Here is an 18,661-nt window from a genome sequence, read left to right on the forward strand (position 1 = left end):
CCGCGCCGCCCGCTCGGACCGCGCCGCCCGCGCCGCCCGCTCGGATCGCGCCGCCCGCTTCTGCCGGCCCGACGGCGGTGGCATGACCGACCAGCCGCCCGGCGGTGCGCGACCCCGCCAGCGGCAACAGCCACCAGGAGCGGTATGACTGTGAGTCATATTTATGACTCACAGTCATACCGCTCATCAGGACATCTGCCTCCCGGCCAACGCCGGTCATGGGCCAACCTGACTCAGTCATAGATCGCCTCCACCAGCCACTGCCCGGACTCCACAGCGAGCAGCAGAGCGGTGCCGTCGGCGAGGCTGACCTGGAACCGTGCCCGACGGCGAGCCTCGGCCGGCGCCCACCAGCGCTCGTCCACCGGCCACGGCCCGGCCCAGCCCACGATCTCCGCCGGTCGGCCGTCGCCGACCACCAGCCGGGCGGGAACAGCGCTCACCGCCAACCGCGCGCTGATCACCACCGGCTCGCCGGTGGCGTCGTGCACGGTCGCGGCGAGCGGGCTGGGCAGCACCACGGCGGGCGCGGGCGGCGGCAGCCGGCCCGGCCACGGCGGAACGCCCCCGCCGCGGTCAGCAGGCCGACCGGCACCGCCGGCCCGGTCACCACCGGCACGGTCACCACCGGCCCGGTCACCGCCGGGGGCCGGGTCGGCGCCGGCAACGGCCGGCGGGCCGGGCCGGGCGGGGAGGCGTTCGTCGCCCCACGGCACCAGGCGCACCTGGTCGGCCGGGGAACGCCCACCGCCGAGCACCGCCGTGACCACCGCTTCCGGGCCGAGGATGCCCTGCACCCGACTCAATGCCCGGTGCGCCCTCTCCCGCTCCTCGCCCGTCTCCCCCCAGAGGCCGGTCTGCAGGCCGGCCTGGGCGATCACCCCGTCCGGGATCAGCCGCAGCCGGATGATGCCGGCCGTCGGCCGGGCCGGTCGGGCACCGGCGCGGCCGTTGCTGCCGGAGAGCCAGCCATCGAGCTGCCAGCGCACCCGGTCGGCGATGGCGGCGGCGGTGAGCAGGCCGTCGTGCCGCCACACCCGGTGCAGCTCCTGCCCGTGCTCGGTGACCGCCTCGATGCCGAGCCGGGTGCAGGCCAGCCCGTGCCCGGCGAGCCGGTCGTGCAACTGCTCGGCCAGCGCGCGGGCGGCGAACGCCGCCGCGTCGACCCGGTCGATCGGCTCGTCGTACGCGGAGGTCACCGTCAGGTCGGTCGGCGGCTGCCGGACGGCGAGCGGGCGGTGATCCCGGCCGGCGGCCAGCCGGTGGGCCAGCGCGCCGTCGAACCCGAACCGGGCCAGCACGTCACCGGCCGGTAGCGCGGCGAAGTCGCCGAGGGTCCGCACCCCCAGCCGGCGCAGCAGATCGGCCAGTGCGGACCGACCGAGCGCCTCGACCGGCATCCCGGCCAGGAACGCCGGTGTTCCGCCCGGCGCCACCACCTGGCCGGCGCGGGCGGCCAACCCCGCGGCGAACACCCCGTCGGCGATGCCCACCTGGCTCTCCACCAGACAGGACTGGGCGACATGCTCGATGAGCCGCTCGGCGGCCGCCTCCTCACCGCCGAGGTAACGACTCGGGCCCCGGGCGGCGACCGCGCAGGCGCCCGGGCGGACCACCTCGACGCCGGCGACCAGTTCCTCCAGCGCGGCGACCACCGGCTCGAACGCCCGGGCGTCCCGGCCGGGGTCGTACTCCACGACGGTGAGCTGCGGGCAACGGCCCTGCGCCTCCCGCTTGCGCAGCCCTCGGCGCACGCCCTCGGCGCGGGCCCGCTCGGAGCAGGCGACCACCCGGTTGGCGTGCAGCACGGCGACCGGACCGGTGGCCGGCACCCCGTCGACGATCTCGGCGGCGAGCACCGGCCAGTCCGGGCACCACAGCAGCAGGGTCCGGATCGGCGAGCCGGTCACCCCGACCCGACCAGGGCGAGCGGCACGGACGGACGGCCCACGGTCGACCGCACCGCCCGGGGAATGACCCGGGTGAGCTCGGCACCGGGAAGCCAGACCTTGATCTCCTTGGGGCGGGCGGCCGCTCCGCGCCCGCGCGCCGAGACGGTGACCTCCCGGCGGCGCAGCCGCCCCCGGCCCTGGCCGAGCCCTTCCCAGACCCCACGGACCACCTGCAACGTCACGTCCGCGCCGTCCCACCGGCCGTACGGAACGAGTACGCTGCCGCGCTGCCGGGCCCGCGCGGCCAGCCGGGTGGCGACCGAGGCGGAGACCGCGGCGGGTACGGCGGTGACCACGACGTCCACCCCGTCGATCAACGCGGCGACCACTGTGGCCCACTCGGGGCCGGGATTCGGCACCAGGGCCAGCCGGTCCAGGGCGATGCCCAGCTCGGCTGCCGCACCCGCGCCGAACGTCGGCACTCCGACCACGGCACACCACGAACCGGCCCGGGACGCCTCGGCCAGCAGGGCCAGCACCAGCGAGGTGCCGCCACTGCGTCGGGGCTGACCAGCGGCGACCGCGATCGTGCTGCCGCGGCGCAGGCCCCGGTTGGGCAGCAGGCCGGTCAGCTCGGGCGCCACCGGTAGCACCCGGTGGCCGCCGACCGGATCGGGTGCGCTCGCCGGGCGTACCAGATCGGCCAGTGCGGCGGAACCAACCACCATGCGGCCCGCCATTGGACCAACTCCCCCGTCGTTGCTGTGGAACAGATCAGGACCGACGCACCGTGACGCCGGCCGCCCGGCTTCCCTTCCAGGCGGTCGGCGTCACGGCGGGCTCATGCGGCGAGGCCGTCCAGGGCCGGTTGGTGTGCCACGCCGAGCGAGGTCTCCACCACCGTGACGAACTGTTCGGCGGCGCGGAGCAGATCGTCGGCCTCCCGGGCGCTGACCACCCGGGGGATGCCGGCTTCGGCGGCGGCTCGTTTGCCGGCCCCGGCGGCGAAGAACCGGGCCCACTCGTCGAGCTCGGGGGCGACGGCGCAGAGCAGCACCCAGACGCTGGTGATCCGGTTGCGCCGGCTCGGGGCGGGCCGGGCCCGGGCGGCGAGCAGGGCGGCCGCCGCACGCAGCGCCGCCAGGTGGGCGGCCGCGTAGCGCAGGCCGTCAGGTCGGGTCTGGCCGGCCTCGACCAGCCCACGGCGGGCCAGGGTGAGGAGCTGGGCAGGGGTGCGGTGCGGCAGCACGTGCGCCGGCACCGTCGGTGCCTGAGCCGGGTTGGTCGGCATGGACTGTCTCCTCCACATGGCCGGGGCGTCGGCCGGGGCAGTGGTGCCGCCGACGAGACGCCGAGGTCGGGTGGTGCGGAGGAAGACGCACCGAGGGTGGCCGGCCGGGTGTGGATGCTTCCCCACACCACACCCGGCCGGCGTACCGGCGGGTTCGTCGCCCGCCGCCCGGGGGTCGTGGGCGGCGAGCGACGCTCCTGCCTGACGGGACCGGGCTCGCGACTGCCCGGAAACCCAGGTGCGGCCCGCGAAGCCACACCGCCCGGAGCTGGCGCCGCGAAACACCGCGCTCCGGCTGGTTGGAACGGGCGTTCGAGGCAATCGAACACTCGTTCTAACTGCTCCTGACAGTACACCTCCCCTCCGACGAAAATGCAACGTGTGACGCGCCGAGGCTCGCCGTCCGTACGCACAGGAGTGAACCGGCGCCGGCGGACCGGGAAGAATGTCCCCATGCAGCCACACCCGAACGTACGGGCGGTGCAGGACGCACTCGACGTCGCCGGTGCGCGCGACGGCGCCGGCCAGCCCAGCACGGTCCGCCTGCTGCCCGACGCGGTGCACACCGCGGCAGCCGCCGCCGAGGCGCTCGGCGTCGAGGTCGGCCAGATCGCCAACTCGCTGATCTTCGACGCGGACGACGCGCCGCTGCTCGTGCTCACCTCCGGCGCGCACCGGGTCGACACCGCCGGCCTCGCCGCGTCCATCGGAGTCACCCGGCTGCGCCGGGCCACCCCGGAGTTCGTCCGGAAGCACACCGGGCAGCCGATCGGCGGGGTAGCCCCGCTCGGGCACCCGCAGGCGCTGCGCACCCTGGTGGACACCGCGCTGGCGGCGTACCCGCAGATCTGGGCCGCGGGAGGCGTACCGCAGGCGGTCTTCCCGACCACCTACGCCGAGCTGCTGCGCGTCACCGCCGGCGTCCCGGCCGAGGTGGCGTGAGCGAGCCGCGCGAGCGAACCGGCCGGCACAGCAGCGCCGTACCGGAGCTGGTCACCCTGCACGTGTGGCGGACCTCCCGCGGCGCGCTGCCCCGGGCGCTGACCCGGATGGCGGTGGACCCGCGTCGACTGCGGGCCCTGCCGGGTGTCCGGTTCGGCAAGCTGCTGGGCACGGGGACCGGCACCGGCTTCGGGCCGGGTGACGCCGACCTGACCCGGTGGGCGGCGCTGACCGTCTGGGACTCCCCCGCCGCGGCGGCCGGCTTCGACGACTCGCCGGTCGGACGCGCCTGGGCGCGGATCGCCCACGCCCAGGCCCGGGTCGACCTGCGCCCGCTGAGCAGCCGGGGCGAGTGGTCCGGCCAGCGACCGTTCGGCGAGCCGCCGGGCGGCCGGGTCACCGGCCCGGTGCTGGCGCTGACCCGGGCCCGGTTACGGGCCCGCCGGGCGGCCACCTTCTGGCGGGCGATCCCGCCGGTGGCCGCCGCGCTGCGCGACGCGCCCGGGTTGCTGGCCCGGTTCGGCGTCGGTGAGGCCCCGCTGGGATGGCAGGGCACGGTGAGCGTGTGGCGCGACCCGACGGACCTGGTGGCGTTCGCGTACCGTCACCCGGAGCATCGGGCGGCGATCATGCGAACCCCCACCGCGGGCTGGTACGCCGAGGAGCTGTTCGCCCGGTTCGAGGTACGTGACGTGGTCGGCGACCGGACGGTCCTCGGGTGGGTCGCCGACGGCGACCAGGCGACAGTGAAGGGTGGACGGGCATGAGGTTGGTGCGCTGGACGCCGGACGATCTCGTCCGACGGCTGGACGACGTGGTGGCCGTCTACGGCGAGGCGATGGGGTACCGCACCGACCTGCTGGAGGCCCGGCGCGGCTACATCGCCACCCACGTCCGCCGGCCCGGGTTCCGGGCCGTGGCCAGCCTGACCAGCGAGGGTCACCTCGCCGGCTTCGGGTACGGCTATCTGGGCGGTCCGGGCCAGTGGTGGCACGACCAGGTGCACCGGGCGCTGGACGCCCCGACCCGCAAGCGCTGGCTCACCCACTGCTTCGAGGTGGTCGAGCTGCACGTCCGCCCGCCGGCGCAGGGGCACGGGCTGGGCGCCGGGCAGTTGCGGGCGCTGCTCACGATGGCCGAGGGCGACACCACACTGCTGTCCACCCCGGAGGCCGAGGAGCAGACCTCGCGGGCCTGGCGGCTGTACCGGCGGTTCGGCTTCGTCGACGTGCTGCGCGACTTCCACTTCCCCGGTGACGAGCGGCCCTTCGGCGTACTCGGTCGAGACCTGCCGCTCGAGCCCGCCGCGTCATGACCCGGCGGATCTCCTGGACGCTGCTCGCCGTCCTGGTGCTCGCCCAGATCTGCTACCCGCTGACCACCGGCGCCACCCGGGCCGGGCTGACCGTGGCCACGGTCGTGCTCGGCTGGCTGCTCTCGGTCGGCCACGCGCTGCTCAGCCGGGGCCCTCGGGTGGCGGCGGCGCTGGTCGCGGTGGCCACCGGCGGCGGGTTCGCGATCGAGGCGATCGGGGTGGCCACCGGTGTGCCGTTCGGCAGCTACGACTACTCCGGTGAGCTGGGCCCCAAGCTGGCCGGGGTGCCGTTGATCATCCCGCTGGCCTGGACCTGGATGGCCTGGCCGGCCTGGTTGGCCGCGGTCCGCCTGACCGGCGGCAGCGGCACGCCGGCCGGCCGGTGGGTGGGCCGGATCGCGCTGGCCGCGGTGGGGCTGGCCGCCTGGGACCTCTTCCTCGACCCGCAGATGGTCGCCGAGGGCTACTGGGTCTGGCGGGACGCCACCCCGGCGCTGCCCGGCCTGGCCGGCATCCCGGTCAGCAACTACCTGGGCTGGCTGCTCTTCGCGGTGCTGCTGATGAGCGCGCTGCGCCCGCTGGCCGGCCCGGCCGCCGAGCACACCGACCGGCGGGACCACCCGATGCTCGCGCTCTACCTGTGGACGTACTTCTCCAGCATCCTGGCCCACGCGGTCTTCCTGGACCTGCCCGCGTCGGCGCTCTGGGGCGCGGCCGGCATGGCGGTCACCGCCGTGCCGTTGGCGGTGACCCTGCTGCGCGCCCGCCGGCCCCACCACGCGCGCCGGGACGACCACCAACCGCACCGCCCGGGCGTCGACGCGACCCGATGACCGTCCTCTTCGCCCTGCTGCTCGCCGTCGCCGCGCTGACCGGGCACACCTGGGTCAACGCCGCCCGATGGCTGCGCCGACCCACCGACCGGCCGGATGACGTCGACGAGCCGGTGGCCGTGCTGCTGCCGCTGCGCGACGAGGCCACCCGGGTCACGCCCTGCCTGCGCGCCCTGCTCGCCCAGCGTGGTGTGCCGGCGCTGCGCATCGTGGTCCTCGACGACGGGTCCACCGACGGCACCGCCGACGTGGTCCGCGCGGTCGTCGGCGACGACCCGCGGGTCACCCTGCTCAGCGGGGTCGCCCCGCCGCCGGGCTGGCTGGGCAAGCCGCACGCCTGCTGGCAGTTGGCCACCCGGGCCGACCCGGCGGCCACCGCGCTGGTCTTCGTCGACGCCGACGTGGTGCTCGCCCCGCACGCCGTGGCCGCGGCGGTCACCGAGCTGCGCGCCGCCCGCGCGACGCTGCTGTCGCCGTACCCCCGGATCGTGGTGGCGACGGCGGCCGACCGGCTCGTGCAGCCGCTGTTGCAGTGGTTGTGGCTGACCTTCCTGCCGCTGCGGGCCATGGAGCGCTCGCGGCGGCCGTCGCTGGCCGCGGCGGGCGGGCAGTTCCTGGTGCTGGACCGGGCCGGCTACACCGCCGCCGGCGGGCACGCGTCCGTCGCCGACAAGATCCTGGAGGACGTCGAGCTGGCCCGGGCCGTCAAGCGCGCCGGGAGGCGGATCGCCCTGGCCGACGGCTCCCGGCTGGCCACCTGCCGGATGTACGACGACTGGCCGCAGCTGCGCGACGGGTACTCGAAGTCGCTGTGGGCGTCGTTCGGGCACCCCGGCGCGGCGGCCGCCGTGGTGACGCTGCTGCTCCTGCTCTACACCGCCCCGCCGCTGGTCGCGCTGGCGGTCGCCTCGACAGCTCCCCGGATGTCAATGGTTGCGCTCATCGCATACCTGCTCGGGGTGGCCGGGCGGGTGCTCACCGCCCGGGCGACCGGCGGCCGGTGGTGGCCCGACGCGCTCGCACACCCCGTGTCGGTCGTGGTCCTCGGTTGGTTGACGCTGCGGTCGTACCATCTGCGAAAGCGACGCCGCCTGACCTGGCGGGGCCGCCCGGTCAGCTAGGAGGGCGCGGCATGGCGCGGATCGTGGTCGTCGGCGCCGGGGTGGGTGGCCTGGCCACCGCCGCCCGGCTGGCCGCAACCGGGCACCAGGTGACCGTCTTCGAGGCCGCCGACACGGTCGGCGGCAAGCTCGGCCGGTACGCGCACGACACCCCGGCCGGGATGTTCCACTTCGACACCGGGCCGAGCCTGCTCACCCTGCCCGAGGTCTTCCACGACCTGTTCGAGGCGACCGGGGCGAAGCTCGACGAGTACCTGGACCTGGCCCCGTTGGACCCGATCGTCCGGCACGTCTTCGCAGGTGGCGGCCCGACCCTGGATTCGTGCACCGACCCGGTGGAGTTCGCCGCGCGGATCGGGGCCGCCCTCGGCGACCGGGCGGCGGCCGACTGGCAGCGGCTGTGGCGCCGGGCCGCACGGGTGTGGGAGGCCTCCTCGCGGGACATCCTGCGCCGTACCGTCGACTCCCCCCGCGACCTCGCGTCGCTGGCCTGGCGCGTCGGTGACCTGGCTGCCATCGCCCCGGGCCGCACCCTGCGCGGGCTGGGCCGCCGGCACCTGTCCGACCCGCGGCTGCGGATGCTGCTGGACCGGTACGCCACCTACACCGGCGCCGACCCGCGGCGGGCCCCGGCGGCGCTGGTCGCGGTCCCCTACGCCGAGCTGACCTACGGCGGGTGGTACCTGCGCGGCGGGCTGGGCACGCTCGCCGACGCGCTGCTGACCCGCTGCCTGGACCTCGGCGTGGTGGTGCAGACCGGCACCACGGTCACCCGGATCGACGCGGCGGGCGGCCGGGTGCACGGGGTACGCCTCGCCGGCGTCACCGCGCCGGTGCCCGCCGACGTGGTGGTGGCCAACGTCGACGCGCTCACCGTCTACCGCGACCTGCTGCCACACGCGCGCCGGCTGGCCGGCCTGACCGATCGCAGCCTCGCCGGTTTCGTGCTGCTGCTCGGCGTCTCCGGCAGCACCGGCCTGGCGCACCACAACGTCTTCTTCCCACGCGACTACGACGCGGAGTTCGACGCGGTCTTCGGCGATCCGGGGCGGGGCGTCCGGGCCCGACCGGCGGCCGACCCGACGGTGTTCGTCACCGTGGCCGACGACCCGATGGTCCGCCCCGCCGGGCACGAGGCGTGGTTCGTGCTGGTCAACGCCGCCCGGCAGGGCACCGCCGGTGGCGCGGTCGACTGGCGACGCCCGGGGCTGGCCGACGCGTACGCCGACCGGATCCTGGATGTCCTGGCCGAGCGCGGCGTCGACGTGCGGGACCGGCTGCTGTTCCGCGAGGTGCGCACCCCCGCCGACCTGGACGCGGCCACCGGGGCGCCGGGCGGCGCGATCTACGGCACCGCTGGTGGCCTGCTCCGCCCGGCCAACCGGGGCCCGGCGCACGGGCTGTGGCTGGTGGGCGGCTCCAGCCACCCCGGCGGTGGCCTGCCGATGGTGACCCTCTCCGCGCAGATCGTCGCCGACGAGATCGGCCCCGCCTGGTAAGACCCGACGGGGCCGCTCAGCCGGCGTCGAGCAGCGCGCGGCGGACGGTGGACAGCAGCTGCCCCAGCCCGAAGCCGGCCAGCAGCACCCACACCGCGGTCGCCATGGTGATGGTGCCGGCGGCCAGCTCCGGCTCGATCAGGCCGGCCAGCCCGGCGACCACCAGGCCCGCCAGCGCGACCGAGACCCGGGTGGGTCGTTCGCCGACGGTCACCGCGCCGATGTCGCGCATCCCGGCGGAGACCGCGCGGGCCCGGACGTACTCGTGCAGCCAGGACAGCGCCCCGGCTGCGACGGCCAGCGCGCCCGGCGCGCCGACCAGCCAGAACGCCAGCAGCCACGCCACCTCGCCGAGCCGGTCGGCCAGCGAGTCGTAGACGTAGCCGAGCCGGGTGGTGCGGCCGGTGGCGACGGCCACCGCACCGTCCACGCTGTCGGCCACTGCGGCGAGCAGCACGAACAGCGCGCCGAGGAACGGGCCGTCGCCCGGCCGGGTCGCCAGCAACGGTACGCAGAAGCAGAGCAGCACCCCCGCCGCGGTGACCGGGGTGGGGCCGACCCGCAGCCGACCCAGCACATACCCGACGTGGTAGGCGAACCGCAGCCAGGCGCGCACCACCGGCGCGGCGACCCGCGGGTCGAACCCGCCGTGCAACCGCGCCCACGCCGTGGCGTACTGGTCCCAGTTCAGCTGTGTGCCCACCTGAGGATCAACCGTCGTGCCGGGCATCAGGTGTCGCAGACTCCGTGTTCACACCCGCGCGCCGGCCTTGAGGTTCTGCCAGACCTCTCGGGTGGCGGTGGACCGGTTGAGGGTGATGAAGTGGACACCCGGAACGCCCTCGTCCAGCAGTCGACGGCACATGTCGCTGGCCTGCTCGATGCCGAGCCGGCGCACCGCCTCCGGGTCGTCGGCCACCCGCTCGAAGCGCTCCGCCAGCGCCGGCGGGAAGGGCGCCCCGGACAGCTGCACGGACCGCTCGATGGTGCCGATCTGGGTCACCGGCATCACCCCGGCCAGGATCGGGGTGTCGCAGCCGGCGGCGGCCACCCGGTCGCGCAGGCGCAGGTAGTCGTCGGCCTCGAAGAACATCTGCGTGATCGCGAACTCGGCGCCGGCCCGGCACTTGCGGACGAACTGCGCGGTGTCGCTGGCCACGTCGGGCGAGCGGGGGTGCTTGTACGGGAAGGCCGCCACACCGACGCTGAAGTCACCGGAGTCGCGCACCAGCCGGACCAGGTCCTCGGCGTAGTCGACGCCCTCGGGGTGGCGGACCCACTCGCCGCCCGGGTTGCCCGGCGGGTCACCGCGCACGGCCAGCACGTTGCGCACCCCGACCCCGGCGAGCCGGCCGATCACGTGCCGCAGCTCGGCCACGGAGTGGTTGACCGCGGTCAGGTGGGCCATCGGCAGCAGGGTGGTGTCGGTGGCGATCCGCTCGGTCACCGCCACGGTGGTGTCCCTGGTCGAACCGCCCGCGCCGTAGGTGATCGACACGAACGACGGACGCAGCGACTCCAGCTCGCGGATCGCCTGCCAGAGCAGCCGCTCCCCCGCCTCGGTCTTGGGCGGGAAGAACTCGAACGAGAAGGTCGGCTGGCGGTCACGGATGAGCTCCCCGATCGCCGGCTGCGGATTGGGGAGTACCGAGGGAAGACCGAGCGCCACGACCCGACTCTAGCGGGCGGCGCCATCGGGACCCAGGAGCTTCCCACCGCCGTACGCGAGTCGGTCGATCTCGGCCCTGCGGCGCGGCCAGGCCGTCTGCGGCGGACTCCACAAACTCAGGTCGGATGAACAACGAACGTCTGGCGATGGCATCACCTCTGCTGTCGAGCTGGTAACAGTCGATCCAGCACCAACCGTCGTAGGTAACCCAGTCAAGCCTTCTGATGACCCGAACGGTTATCGGGCTCATGAACTGAACGCTGACCTTCCGATCAAGCCGCAGAACGTCACCGGCCTTCACGGCTGCTTCCTTGCTCGCCAGAGCTTCAGAATGAGTCCAGCGGCTCTGAGCTTTGGACAGCCATCCTGCCGGCAGTGGGCACGTCTTGCGGATGTGCAGATCCACTATGAAACCGGCCATGATCACGAGAAACGGTGGCTCCGGCCTGATCTCCTCAAGCATTAGGACGGTCGTCTCGCTGGCTGTGCCGCTTCGCGGCTGGCCGTGCGCTGGTGGTATCTCCCTGCTTCCGTGGCGGCGTAGGAGGGTCACAGGCCACGGGCTGATAGGCCGAGCGCTCGACGACGTCGATCGATTCGTTAGGACGTTGGAACCACTTCCATCGACGCATGAGCTGCCTCCCGAGACTCCTTGGGTGGCCGACACGCAGTGCCTACCCCTAGATCACTCAGCGTGCCGACCACGCTGCAACCCTAATCCTGTCTAGGCAACCTGTCCAGACAGGTAATGTCGTGTCATGGCGAACAGGCGGTCGGGAAGATCGGGAGTACGGTGACGGGCGTGCCTACCCCGCACCCACAGCCGCGCCGCTACCGGCAGGTCGCCGACGAGCTACGCCACCGGATCGAGGCCGGCGTGATCGCCCCCGGCTCCTTGCTGCCCAGTGAATCGACCTTGATGGCCGAGTTCGCAGTCGCGCGCGGAACCGTTCGTGAAGCCTTGGCGCTGCTGCGGGCAGAGGGCTTGGTGATGACAGAGGTTGGACGAGGCACCTACGCCCGTCCGATCATGCCCGTGCGTCGACTCGCTTCCGAGAGGTACCGCAAAGAGCTGGAGCAGGTTCGCAGCGGCGAGCTCGGGACGTCCTTCACTGCTGACCAGCAGGTCGAATGGTCTGCCTACAGCCTCGATAAGAGCTTCTTCGAGGTGCCGGCTACCGAGTCCATGGCCGAGCTGTTCGGGGTGGAGCAGGGGACGATGCTATTGGAGCGCCATTTCCTGTTCCGTACTCACGGCGTGCCGCAACAGCTGTCCGTCTCGTCGCTGCTGCTCGACATGGTCGCCGGCACCCCGGTAGCCGACCCGGAGAACGAGCCCTGGCCAGGCGGCAACACGTCACAGCTCTATAGCCTCGGGCACACAGTCACTGGCATCCGTGAGCGGCCGGGATGGAGGATGCCGACGCCGGATGAGGTGGAGGCTCTGCAAATCCCTGGCGGAGTTCACGTCCTGGTGATCACTCGACAGACGTATGTCGGTGAGCGCGTGGTCGAGGTGGCGCGAATCGTCAGGCGTGCCGATCTGGTGGAGTTGGACTACTGGATTGACCTCACCTAAGCCGACAGACCGGGCCCGCAGCCGGTAGTGCCCGACGCGGGGGCGGTGCGGCCCGGCGACGCGCGGCACGTTCGGCGAAGGAAGCCGTCGTACCCCCGGGGTAGGAAGGGGGAGCGCGGGAGGGGCGGCGGGGGTGGCCGGTTCCCGCGTGGGGGTCACCCAGCCGAGGTGTGCCCGGCCCGTGGCGCGGGCGGGGTGTCACCGCGTCGACGTCCGCCGGGAGGACCCGTGACCTCGTCCCCACCGCCGCACCGCACCCAACTCGGGCCGCTCCTGGTCCGGCATCGGCTGGCCCGGGGTTGGAGCCAGCGGCGCACCGCCGCCGAGTTGTGCGCCGCCGCGGGCGTGCCGACGTTGAGCCGCCACGAGGTGTCCCGGTGGGAACGGCAGCGACGCGTACCCGGCGGGTTCTGGCTCGGCTGGCTCGCCGTCGTGCTGGACATACCGGCGGCGGTGCTCACCGAGGCGGCCGTGCGCACCCGGCGAACCTGCCCGCCCACGGCCGGCGGGTCGGGCCGACCCGGCGCGGACGGTGCGCGGCCGGCCGGGCGGACCGGTCCGGGCCGTACCGGCGGCAGTACGCGTGGCGGTGGAGCGCGAGCCGGGACGACCCGCTAGCGTCGTGGCGTGACCCACGCTGCTCCCGTGTCCCCCGTCGACCGTGCCGGCCTGCGGGAGCGGGTCGACCGGGCGCTCACCGAGTTTCTGGCCGGCCAGCGGGCCCGGTTGACCCGGGTGGACGAGGCTCTCGTCCCGGTGGCGGAGGCGATCGAAGCCTTCGTGCTCGGTGGCGGCAAGCGCCTGCGCCCGGCCTTCGCGTACTGGGGGTTCCGGGGCGCCGGCGGGGTGGACGGCGACCAGGTCCTCACGGCCCTCGCGGCGCTGGAGTTCGTGCAGGCCAGCGCCCTGATCCACGACGACCTGATGGACCGTTCCGACACCCGGCGCGGCGAGCCGGCGGTGCACCGGCGGTTCGCGACCCGGCACCGGGCGGCCGGCTGGGGCGGCGACCCGGACGGGTTCGGCGACTCCGCCGCGATCCTGCTCGGTGACCTCTGCCTGGTGTGGTCCGACGAGCTGCTGCACTCCGCCGGCCTGGACCTGCGGGCGGTGGCCCGGGCCCGGCCGGTCTTCGACGAGATGCGCACCGAGGTCACCGTCGGGCAGTACCTCGACGTGCTGACCCAGGTCACCGGGGACACGTCGGTGGAACGGGCCAGCAAGGTCGCCCGGTACAAGTCGGCGAAGTACACCGTCGAGCGTCCGCTGCTGCTCGGCGCCGCGCTGGCCGACGCGGGCGAGGACATCCGGACGACCTACTCGGCGTACGGGTTGCCGTTGGGCGAGGCGTTCCAGCTCCGCGACGATGTGCTGGGGGTCTTCGGTGACCCGGCGCAGACCGGCAAGCCGGCCGGTGACGACCTGCGCGAGGGCAAGCGCACCTATCTGGTGGCGGCGGCCGTGGAGGCCACCGACGACGCGGGCCGGGAGCTGCTGCTCAGCCAGCTCGGCGACCCGGGCCTGGACGAGCGGGGCGTGGCCCGGCTACGCGAGCTGATCGACGCGAGCGGGGCGCTGGCCCGCACCGAGCAGCGGATCGTCACACTCACCGACTCCGCGCTGGCCGCGCTGACGGCCGTCGACCTGGACACCGAGGCCCGCCAGGCCCTGGTAGACCTGGCCATAGCGGCAACCCGCCGAGCCGACTAACCCCGTCCCCCCACCCCCACCCCCTCCCGGAGCGCGTCGATCATGAAGTTGTTGCCCACGCGCGCGGCGTGTCGTGGCAACAACTTCATGATCGACGGTGAATCTGGAGGCCCGGGAGTCGTCTAGAAGCCCAGGGCCTGGGCTCGGCGCTTGACCTCGCGGGCCTGGTCGCCGGAGAGGGCCGCGGCCGGGGTGTTGCCGGGAAGCGTGTCGTCCGGCTCGTAGAGCCAGCGCAGCGCCGCCTCGTCGTCGTAGCCGTTGTCGGCGAGCAAATTGAGCACACCGGGCAGGTGCTTGAGAACTGTCTCGTTGGCCACCAGCTCCGCGGGTATCCGGCGGATGCCGTCGCGGCGGACCGCCAACAGCTCCCGGTCGCGGATCATCTGGTGCACCTTGCTGATCGACACGTCGAGCCGCTCGGCGACGTCGGGCAGGGCGAGCCAGCCCGCCGGGTCGGTGGGGCCGGCGAGCTCGGGGCCGGGTACGGCCTGGTCGGGTACGGATTCGGTCACCCGATCACCCTGCCACGCCGCGGCCGGCGAGGGCCACCGGCACCCCGCACGGCCAGTCCGCGCCCGCTAACGGGCACCGTCGGTGAGCAGCGGATCAGGGCCACCACCGAGGTGGCGATCACGACGGGACGGACCAGGGACGACTCCGGGCTGTAGCATCCTGTTCAACTCCCACCCCCTGGACACATAGACTCCCTGCCGATGGACACACAGGTCGCCGACACGTTGCTGGGCTCGCTGATCGACGGGCGCTACCGCATTCGCGGTCGCGTGGCCCGTGGCGGCATGGCGACCGTGTACACCGCCACCGACGAACGCCTCGAGCGCACCGTCGCAGTCAAGATCATTCACCCGACCCAGGCGCCCGAGGCACGGGCCCGGATCGCCAACTTCGTGGCGCGGTTCACCGACGAGGCGAAGACCATCGCCCGGCTGACCCACCCGAACGTCGTCGCGGTCTACGACCAGGGCACCCACGCCGGCCTGCCGTATCTGGTGATGGAGTACGTCCGCGGCCGTACGCTGCGCGACGTGCTGGCTGAGCGACGCCGGCTCAACCCGGACGAGGTGCTGGCCATCGCCGAGCAGATGCTCGCCGCGATCGCCGCCGCGCACCGGGCCGGCCTCGTGCACCGCGACGTCAAACCGGAGAACGTGCTGGTCGCCGAGGCGCCCACCGGCGGCGTCGCCAACCTGGTGGACAGCGTCGTCAAGGTGGCCGACTTCGGGTTGGCCCGCGCGGTCGAGGCCAGCGCCGACGAGGAGCAGGGCAACCAACTGATGGCCACCGTGGCGTACGTCGCCCCGGAGCTGGTCACCGAGGGTCGGGCCGACCCGCGCACCGACGTCTACTCCGCCGGCATCGTGCTGTTCGAGATGCTCACCGGCCGGGTGCCGTACGACGGGGACCGTCCGGTGGACGTGGCCTGGCAGCACGTCGACCGGGATGTGCCCGCGCCCTCGACGCTGGTGCCCGGCCTGCCGTCGGCCCTCGACGCTCTGGTCCAGCGGGCCACCCGGCGTGATCCCGCCGCCCGGCCCGCCGACGCCGGCGCGCTGCTGGCCGAGGTTCAGGTCGCCCGGGACCGCCTGGGTGACGTCAACAGCACCAGCACCGCCGTGCTGCGTCGGGTGACGGACGAGCCGCCGGTCTCCCAGCCGACCATGATGGTCGCCACGGTCCGCCCGGCCGAACGGCCGACCTGGGCCCGGCTGCCGGAGGGCGCCAGTCAGGGGCCGGGCCGGCGGCGGGCCGCACCGGAGCCGTCGGAGGGTCTGGGAGCCCGGCTCGCGGCGCTGCGCACCACGGTGCTGGGCAATCCGCAGGGCCGGCTGGCCGTCGCCGCCGTGGTGGTGACGCTGGGCCTGGTGGCCGCGCTGGGCGGCTGGTGGTTCGGTGTCGGCCGCTACACGTCCGCCCCGCAGCTGGTCAGCCTGAGCAAGACCGACGCGCAGACCCAGGCCGAACGCGCCGGCCTGACCCTGGCGTACGGGGAGCCGCGCTACGACGAGAAGGCTCCGAAAGACAGTGTGCTCGGGCAGGACCCGGCCTCGGCCAGCAAGATCGTCAAGGGTGGCACGATCACCCTGACCCTCTCGCTGGGTCCGGAGCGCTTCCCGGTGCCGGACGTGATCGGCAAGGAGTACGAGCTGGCCGAGGCCGATCTGGTCAACGTCAAACTGGTGGTGGCCAAGGGCACCCCCCGTTACGACGACACCCTGCCGGCCGGCGTCGTCCTGGACAGCTCCCCGAAGGTGGGGGCCGAGGTCAAGCCGGGCACGAAGATCACCCTCATCCTGAGCCGAGGCCGGGCGCCGGTGTCGGTGCCGAACCTGGTCGGCAAGAGCCTCACCGATGCGCGGGCCACCCTGAGCGGGCTTGGCCTGGTGCCGGTGGAGACCTTCAAGGACTCCGACAAACCCAAGGACGAGATTCTCAGCCAGAGCCCGGCCGACGGCGCGGGCGTGGAGAAGGGCACCCAGGTCAAGCTGGAGATCAGCAAGGGTCCGCCGCTGGTCGTCGTGCCCCGGGTGATCGACCTGCCCTGCCCGCAGGCCAAGCAGTTGCTGGAGAGCCAGGGCTACCCGGTGACCGTCGCGTTCAACCCGAACGCCACGGTCCGGATCCAGGCCCCGGGCGAGAATTCACAGGTGCCCCCGGGCACCCCGGTCACCATCACGTGTTTCTGATGCCGACGCTTCGTTCGCGGCCGGTGGGCGCGCACACTCCGACCTCCGGGGGGTTGGCCAAGGCCGCCCTGCCGTACGTCGACGCGACCGGCGCCGAGGCCGTGCAGGTGTACGTCTCCAACTCGCGAGGCTGGGCGCTGCCTCCGGGTGACCCGGCGCAGGACGCGCTGTTCCGCGAGGGCTGCGCCGAGCGGGGCATCCCCGCGTTCATCCACGCCTCGCTGCTGGTCAACCTGGGCTCACCCACGCCGGCCACGGTCGAGAAGTCGGCGCAGACGCTGGCGCACGCGCTGCGCCGGGGTGTGGCGATCGGCGCGCGGGCGGTGGTGTTCCACGCCGGCAGCGCGGTCGACGAGGGGTACGCCGAGGCGGCGATGCGGCAGGTCCGTCGGGAGCTGCTGCCCCTGCTCGACTGGGCCGCCGAGGCCGGTGGGCCGATGCTGCTGGTCGAGCCGAGCGCCGGTGGCGGCCGCTCGCTCGCCTCCCGCGTGGAGCAGCTCGGGCCCTACCTCGACACGGTGGACCGGCATCCCATGCTCGGGGTCTGCTTCGACACCTGCCACGCCTGGGCCGCCGGTCACGACCTGGCCGCCGAGGGCGGGATGACCGCGACCCTGGACACGCTGGTAGCCACCGTGGGGCCCGACCGGTTGCGGCTGGTGCACGCCAACGACTCGAAGGATCTGTGCGGCTCGACCCGGGACCGGCACGAGAACATCGGCAAGGGCACCATCGGCGAGCCGGCCTTCGCGGAGCTGATGGCCCATCCGGCCACCGCCGGTGTCCCCGTGGTGGTGGAAACCCCCAGCGAGAAGCAGCTCGGCCACACCGCCGACATAGCAACCCTCAACCGCCTGAACCCCTAACCCCCCACCCGCACCCCACCCGGCCCCGGGCCCTCCGGGCCCGCCCCCCGGGGTGATCAAGAGCTTTGCGTCAGAATCCGGTCTCCGGATGACGCAAAGCTCTTGATCAACAGGGGGTGGGTCAGGCGGCCAGGACCTTGGTCAGGGCGGTGGCCGCTCGGTCGATCGCGGTGTCGTCGACGCCCAGGTGGGTGACCAGGCGGGCGGTACGGGGGCCGAGCACCGAGACCAGTACGCCCTCCGCGCGTGCGGCGGCGGCCAGAGCGCGGGCGTCCAGCGCGTGCTTGGTCAGGTCCAGCGGGACGAGGTTGGTGCGGACCGCTGTGGCGAGCACCCCGAACGGCGCGACCGCCTCGGCGAGCCGGGCCGCCCTCGCGTGGTCCTCGGCCAGCCGGTCGACGTGGTGCGCGAGGGCGTACCGGCCGGCGGCGGCGAGGATGCCGGCCTGGCGCATGCCGCCGCCCATCCGCTTGCGGATCAGCCGGGCCCGTTCGATCTTCTCCGCGCTGCCCACCACCAGCGAGCCGACCGGCGCGCCGAGCCCCTTGGAGAGGCAGACGGACAGCGTGTCGAAGAGCCGGCCGTACTCGGTCAGGGGCACCCCGTCGGCGACGTGCGCGTGCCAGATCCGGGCGCCGTCGCAGTGCAGCGCCACCCCCGCGTCGTCGGCGACACCGCGCAGCTCCCGCAGGGTGGCCAGCGGGATAACCCCGCCACCGCCCCGGTTGTGGGTCTGCTCGACGGCGATCGCGCGGGTGGGCACGGCGAAGTAGCCGTCCAGACGGATCATCCGGGCGACCAGCTCCGGGTCGATGTCCGCGCCGACAGCGGGCCAGGTCCGCGAGGAGATCCCGCCGTACGCGGCCGCGGCGCCGATCTCGTACGTGACGACGTGCGCGTCGGCGTCGCAGAGCAGCTCGTCGCCGGGCGAGACCAGCAGTTGCAGGGCGATCTGGTTGGCCATCGACCCACTCGGGGCGAAGAGCGCCGCCTCGTGCCCGAACAGCGCGGCGACCTCCGCCTCCAGCGCGTTCACGGTGGGATCCTCGCCGTAGACATCGTCACCGACCTCGGCGGCGGCCATCGCCTCCCGCATCCCGGCGGTCGGCCGGGTCACCGTGTCGGAACGCAGGTCCACGAACGCGTCAGCCATGATCATCCCTTCGTCCGTCGACTGCGGGGCCCGCCAGCTCAGCCACGGCACCTGCCTTTCGACTGCCGACTGCGGGGCTCGCAGGCTCA

18 protein-coding genes are annotated in these 18,661 nt (G+C 73.9%); 11 read left to right on the forward strand and 7 right to left on the reverse strand.

Going from position 1 to position 18,661, the window contains the following annotated elements; translation table 11 throughout:
• Nucleotides 1-233: 233 nt before the first annotated feature.
• The 3 genes from ABZT87_RS10115 to ABZT87_RS10125 all read right to left on the reverse strand — a co-directional run bounded on the left by ABZT87_RS10115 (nucleotide 234) and on the right by ABZT87_RS10125 (nucleotide 3,183).
• Entirely contained in the window at nucleotides 234-1,910 is a 1,677-nt protein-coding gene (locus ABZT87_RS10115; RefSeq protein ID WP_355134897.1) for a DNA polymerase Y family protein, read from the reverse strand.
• Nucleotides 1,907-2,632 carry a hypothetical protein gene (locus ABZT87_RS10120; protein ID WP_355134899.1) on the reverse strand — a complete coding sequence of 242 codons (726 nt, stop codon included), beginning with the start codon at nucleotides 2,630-2,632 and terminating at the stop codon, nucleotides 1,907-1,909. Before ABZT87_RS10120 ends, ABZT87_RS10115 begins: the two co-directional genes overlap by 4 nt.
• Nucleotides 2,633-2,733: 101 nt before the next feature.
• Nucleotides 2,734-3,183: an SAV_6107 family HEPN domain-containing protein gene (locus ABZT87_RS10125; RefSeq protein WP_355134901.1), complete on the reverse strand. Its 450-nt coding sequence runs from the start codon at nucleotides 3,181-3,183 to the stop codon at nucleotides 2,734-2,736.
• 453 nt (nucleotides 3,184-3,636) lie between these two features.
• On the opposite strand from ABZT87_RS10125, the gene ABZT87_RS10130 reads away from it, so the two are divergent.
• The 6 genes from ABZT87_RS10130 to crtI are packed head-to-tail and all read left to right on the forward strand — an operon-like array spanning nucleotide 3,637 to nucleotide 8,893.
• Nucleotides 3,637-4,125 (forward strand): YbaK/EbsC family protein, encoded by a 489-nt coding sequence (locus ABZT87_RS10130; RefSeq protein WP_354862371.1) that lies wholly within the window; start codon nucleotides 3,637-3,639, stop codon nucleotides 4,123-4,125.
• Complete coding sequence (locus ABZT87_RS10135; protein WP_355066881.1) at nucleotides 4,122-4,892, forward strand: monooxygenase; 771 nt, start codon at nucleotides 4,122-4,124, stop codon at nucleotides 4,890-4,892. Before ABZT87_RS10130 ends, ABZT87_RS10135 begins: the two co-directional genes overlap by 4 nt.
• On the forward strand, nucleotides 4,889-5,440 hold the full coding sequence (locus ABZT87_RS10140) for a GNAT family N-acetyltransferase (protein WP_354862773.1): 552 nt from the start codon (nucleotides 4,889-4,891) through the stop codon (nucleotides 5,438-5,440). Before ABZT87_RS10135 ends, ABZT87_RS10140 begins: the two co-directional genes overlap by 4 nt.
• Complete coding sequence (locus tag ABZT87_RS10145) at nucleotides 5,437-6,273, forward strand: carotenoid biosynthesis protein (RefSeq protein ID WP_355134903.1); 837 nt, start codon at nucleotides 5,437-5,439, stop codon at nucleotides 6,271-6,273. The genes ABZT87_RS10140 and ABZT87_RS10145 overlap by 4 nt, the downstream gene beginning before the upstream one ends.
• Nucleotides 6,270-7,394, forward strand: coding sequence for a glycosyltransferase family 2 protein (locus ABZT87_RS10150; protein ID WP_355134905.1), 1,125 nt, complete (start codon nucleotides 6,270-6,272; stop codon nucleotides 7,392-7,394). The genes ABZT87_RS10145 and ABZT87_RS10150 overlap by 4 nt, the downstream gene beginning before the upstream one ends.
• Before the next feature lie 11 nt (nucleotides 7,395-7,405).
• A complete protein-coding gene (gene crtI / locus ABZT87_RS10155; protein ID WP_355134907.1) occupies nucleotides 7,406-8,893 on the forward strand; it encodes a phytoene desaturase family protein in 1,488 nt (495 codons plus the stop codon).
• 16 nt (nucleotides 8,894-8,909) lie between these two features.
• Here crtI and ABZT87_RS10160 read toward each other — a convergent pair whose 3' ends face one another.
• Together ABZT87_RS10160 and metF are read right to left on the reverse strand one after the other, a co-directional pair.
• Entirely contained in the window at nucleotides 8,910-9,623 is a 714-nt protein-coding gene (locus ABZT87_RS10160; RefSeq protein ID WP_355134909.1) for a CDP-alcohol phosphatidyltransferase family protein, read from the reverse strand.
• A gap of 21 nt (nucleotides 9,624-9,644) precedes the next feature.
• Complete coding sequence (gene metF / locus ABZT87_RS10165; protein WP_355134911.1) at nucleotides 9,645-10,562, reverse strand: methylenetetrahydrofolate reductase [NAD(P)H]; 918 nt, start codon at nucleotides 10,560-10,562, stop codon at nucleotides 9,645-9,647.
• An 802-nt stretch (nucleotides 10,563-11,364) separates the two neighbouring features.
• Between metF and ABZT87_RS10170 the strand changes: the two genes are divergently transcribed.
• From ABZT87_RS10170 to ABZT87_RS10180, 3 genes are all read left to right on the forward strand, one after another.
• Nucleotides 11,365-12,141: a GntR family transcriptional regulator gene (locus ABZT87_RS10170; protein ID WP_355134913.1), complete on the forward strand. Its 777-nt coding sequence runs from the start codon at nucleotides 11,365-11,367 to the stop codon at nucleotides 12,139-12,141.
• A 228-nt stretch (nucleotides 12,142-12,369) separates the two neighbouring features.
• Complete coding sequence (locus ABZT87_RS10175; RefSeq protein ID WP_354862760.1) at nucleotides 12,370-12,759, forward strand: helix-turn-helix transcriptional regulator; 390 nt, start codon at nucleotides 12,370-12,372, stop codon at nucleotides 12,757-12,759.
• Between the two features lie 9 nt (nucleotides 12,760-12,768).
• Nucleotides 12,769-13,851: a polyprenyl synthetase family protein gene (locus ABZT87_RS10180; RefSeq protein WP_354862758.1), complete on the forward strand. Its 1,083-nt coding sequence runs from the start codon at nucleotides 12,769-12,771 to the stop codon at nucleotides 13,849-13,851.
• 122 nt (nucleotides 13,852-13,973) lie between these two features.
• Here ABZT87_RS10180 and ABZT87_RS10185 read toward each other — a convergent pair whose 3' ends face one another.
• Nucleotides 13,974-14,363, reverse strand: coding sequence for an Rv2175c family DNA-binding protein (locus ABZT87_RS10185; RefSeq protein ID WP_354858258.1), 390 nt, complete (start codon nucleotides 14,361-14,363; stop codon nucleotides 13,974-13,976).
• Nucleotides 14,364-14,564: 201 nt separating this feature from the next.
• Between ABZT87_RS10185 and pknB the strand changes: the two genes are divergently transcribed.
• Nucleotides 14,565-16,553, forward strand: a complete 1,989-nt coding sequence (pknB, locus tag ABZT87_RS10190; RefSeq protein WP_355134915.1) for a Stk1 family PASTA domain-containing Ser/Thr kinase — start codon at nucleotides 14,565-14,567, stop codon at nucleotides 16,551-16,553.
• The gene (locus tag ABZT87_RS10195; RefSeq protein WP_354858253.1) at nucleotides 16,553-17,419 is read left to right on the forward strand and encodes a deoxyribonuclease IV; all 867 of its coding nucleotides are present in this window, start codon (nucleotides 16,553-16,555) and stop codon (nucleotides 17,417-17,419) included. The genes pknB and ABZT87_RS10195 overlap by 1 nt, the downstream gene beginning before the upstream one ends.
• 121 nt (nucleotides 17,420-17,540) lie before the next feature.
• Here the strand turns inward: ABZT87_RS10195 and ABZT87_RS10200 are convergent, their stop codons facing one another.
• Entirely contained in the window at nucleotides 17,541-18,572 is a 1,032-nt protein-coding gene (locus tag ABZT87_RS10200) for a GntG family PLP-dependent aldolase (RefSeq protein WP_355134917.1), read from the reverse strand.
• Nucleotides 18,573-18,661 lie beyond the last annotated feature (89 nt).

Source organism: Micromonospora sp. NPDC005237 (genome assembly GCF_040607775.1).
In the GTDB taxonomy this organism is placed as follows: domain Bacteria; phylum Actinomycetota; class Actinomycetes; order Mycobacteriales; family Micromonosporaceae; genus Micromonospora.

Bases quoted from the DNA above. Each gene is read 5' to 3' on its own strand.
- ABZT87_RS10160 (WP_355134909.1), bottom strand. From the start codon at position 9,623: ATGCCCGGCACGACGGTTGATCCTCAGGTGGGCACACAGCTGAACTGG.
- ABZT87_RS10140 (WP_354862773.1), top strand. From the start codon at position 4,889: ATGAGGTTGGTGCGCTGGACGCCGGACGATCTCGTCCGACGGCTGGAC.
- ABZT87_RS10150 (WP_355134905.1), top strand. From the start codon at position 6,270: ATGACCGTCCTCTTCGCCCTGCTGCTCGCCGTCGCCGCGCTGACCGGG.
- crtI (WP_355134907.1), top strand. From the start codon at position 7,406: ATGGCGCGGATCGTGGTCGTCGGCGCCGGGGTGGGTGGCCTGGCCACC.
- ABZT87_RS10125 (WP_355134901.1), bottom strand. From the start codon at position 3,183: ATGCCGACCAACCCGGCTCAGGCACCGACGGTGCCGGCGCACGTGCTG.
- pknB (WP_355134915.1), top strand. From the start codon at position 14,565: ATGGACACACAGGTCGCCGACACGTTGCTGGGCTCGCTGATCGACGGG.
- ABZT87_RS10120 (WP_355134899.1), bottom strand. From the start codon at position 2,632: ATGGCGGGCCGCATGGTGGTTGGTTCCGCCGCACTGGCCGATCTGGTA.
- ABZT87_RS10130 (WP_354862371.1), top strand. From the start codon at position 3,637: ATGCAGCCACACCCGAACGTACGGGCGGTGCAGGACGCACTCGACGTC.
- ABZT87_RS10195 (WP_354858253.1), top strand. From the start codon at position 16,553: ATGCCGACGCTTCGTTCGCGGCCGGTGGGCGCGCACACTCCGACCTCC.
- ABZT87_RS10200 (WP_355134917.1), bottom strand. From the start codon at position 18,572: ATGGCTGACGCGTTCGTGGACCTGCGTTCCGACACGGTGACCCGGCCG.
- ABZT87_RS10145 (WP_355134903.1), top strand. From the start codon at position 5,437: ATGACCCGGCGGATCTCCTGGACGCTGCTCGCCGTCCTGGTGCTCGCC.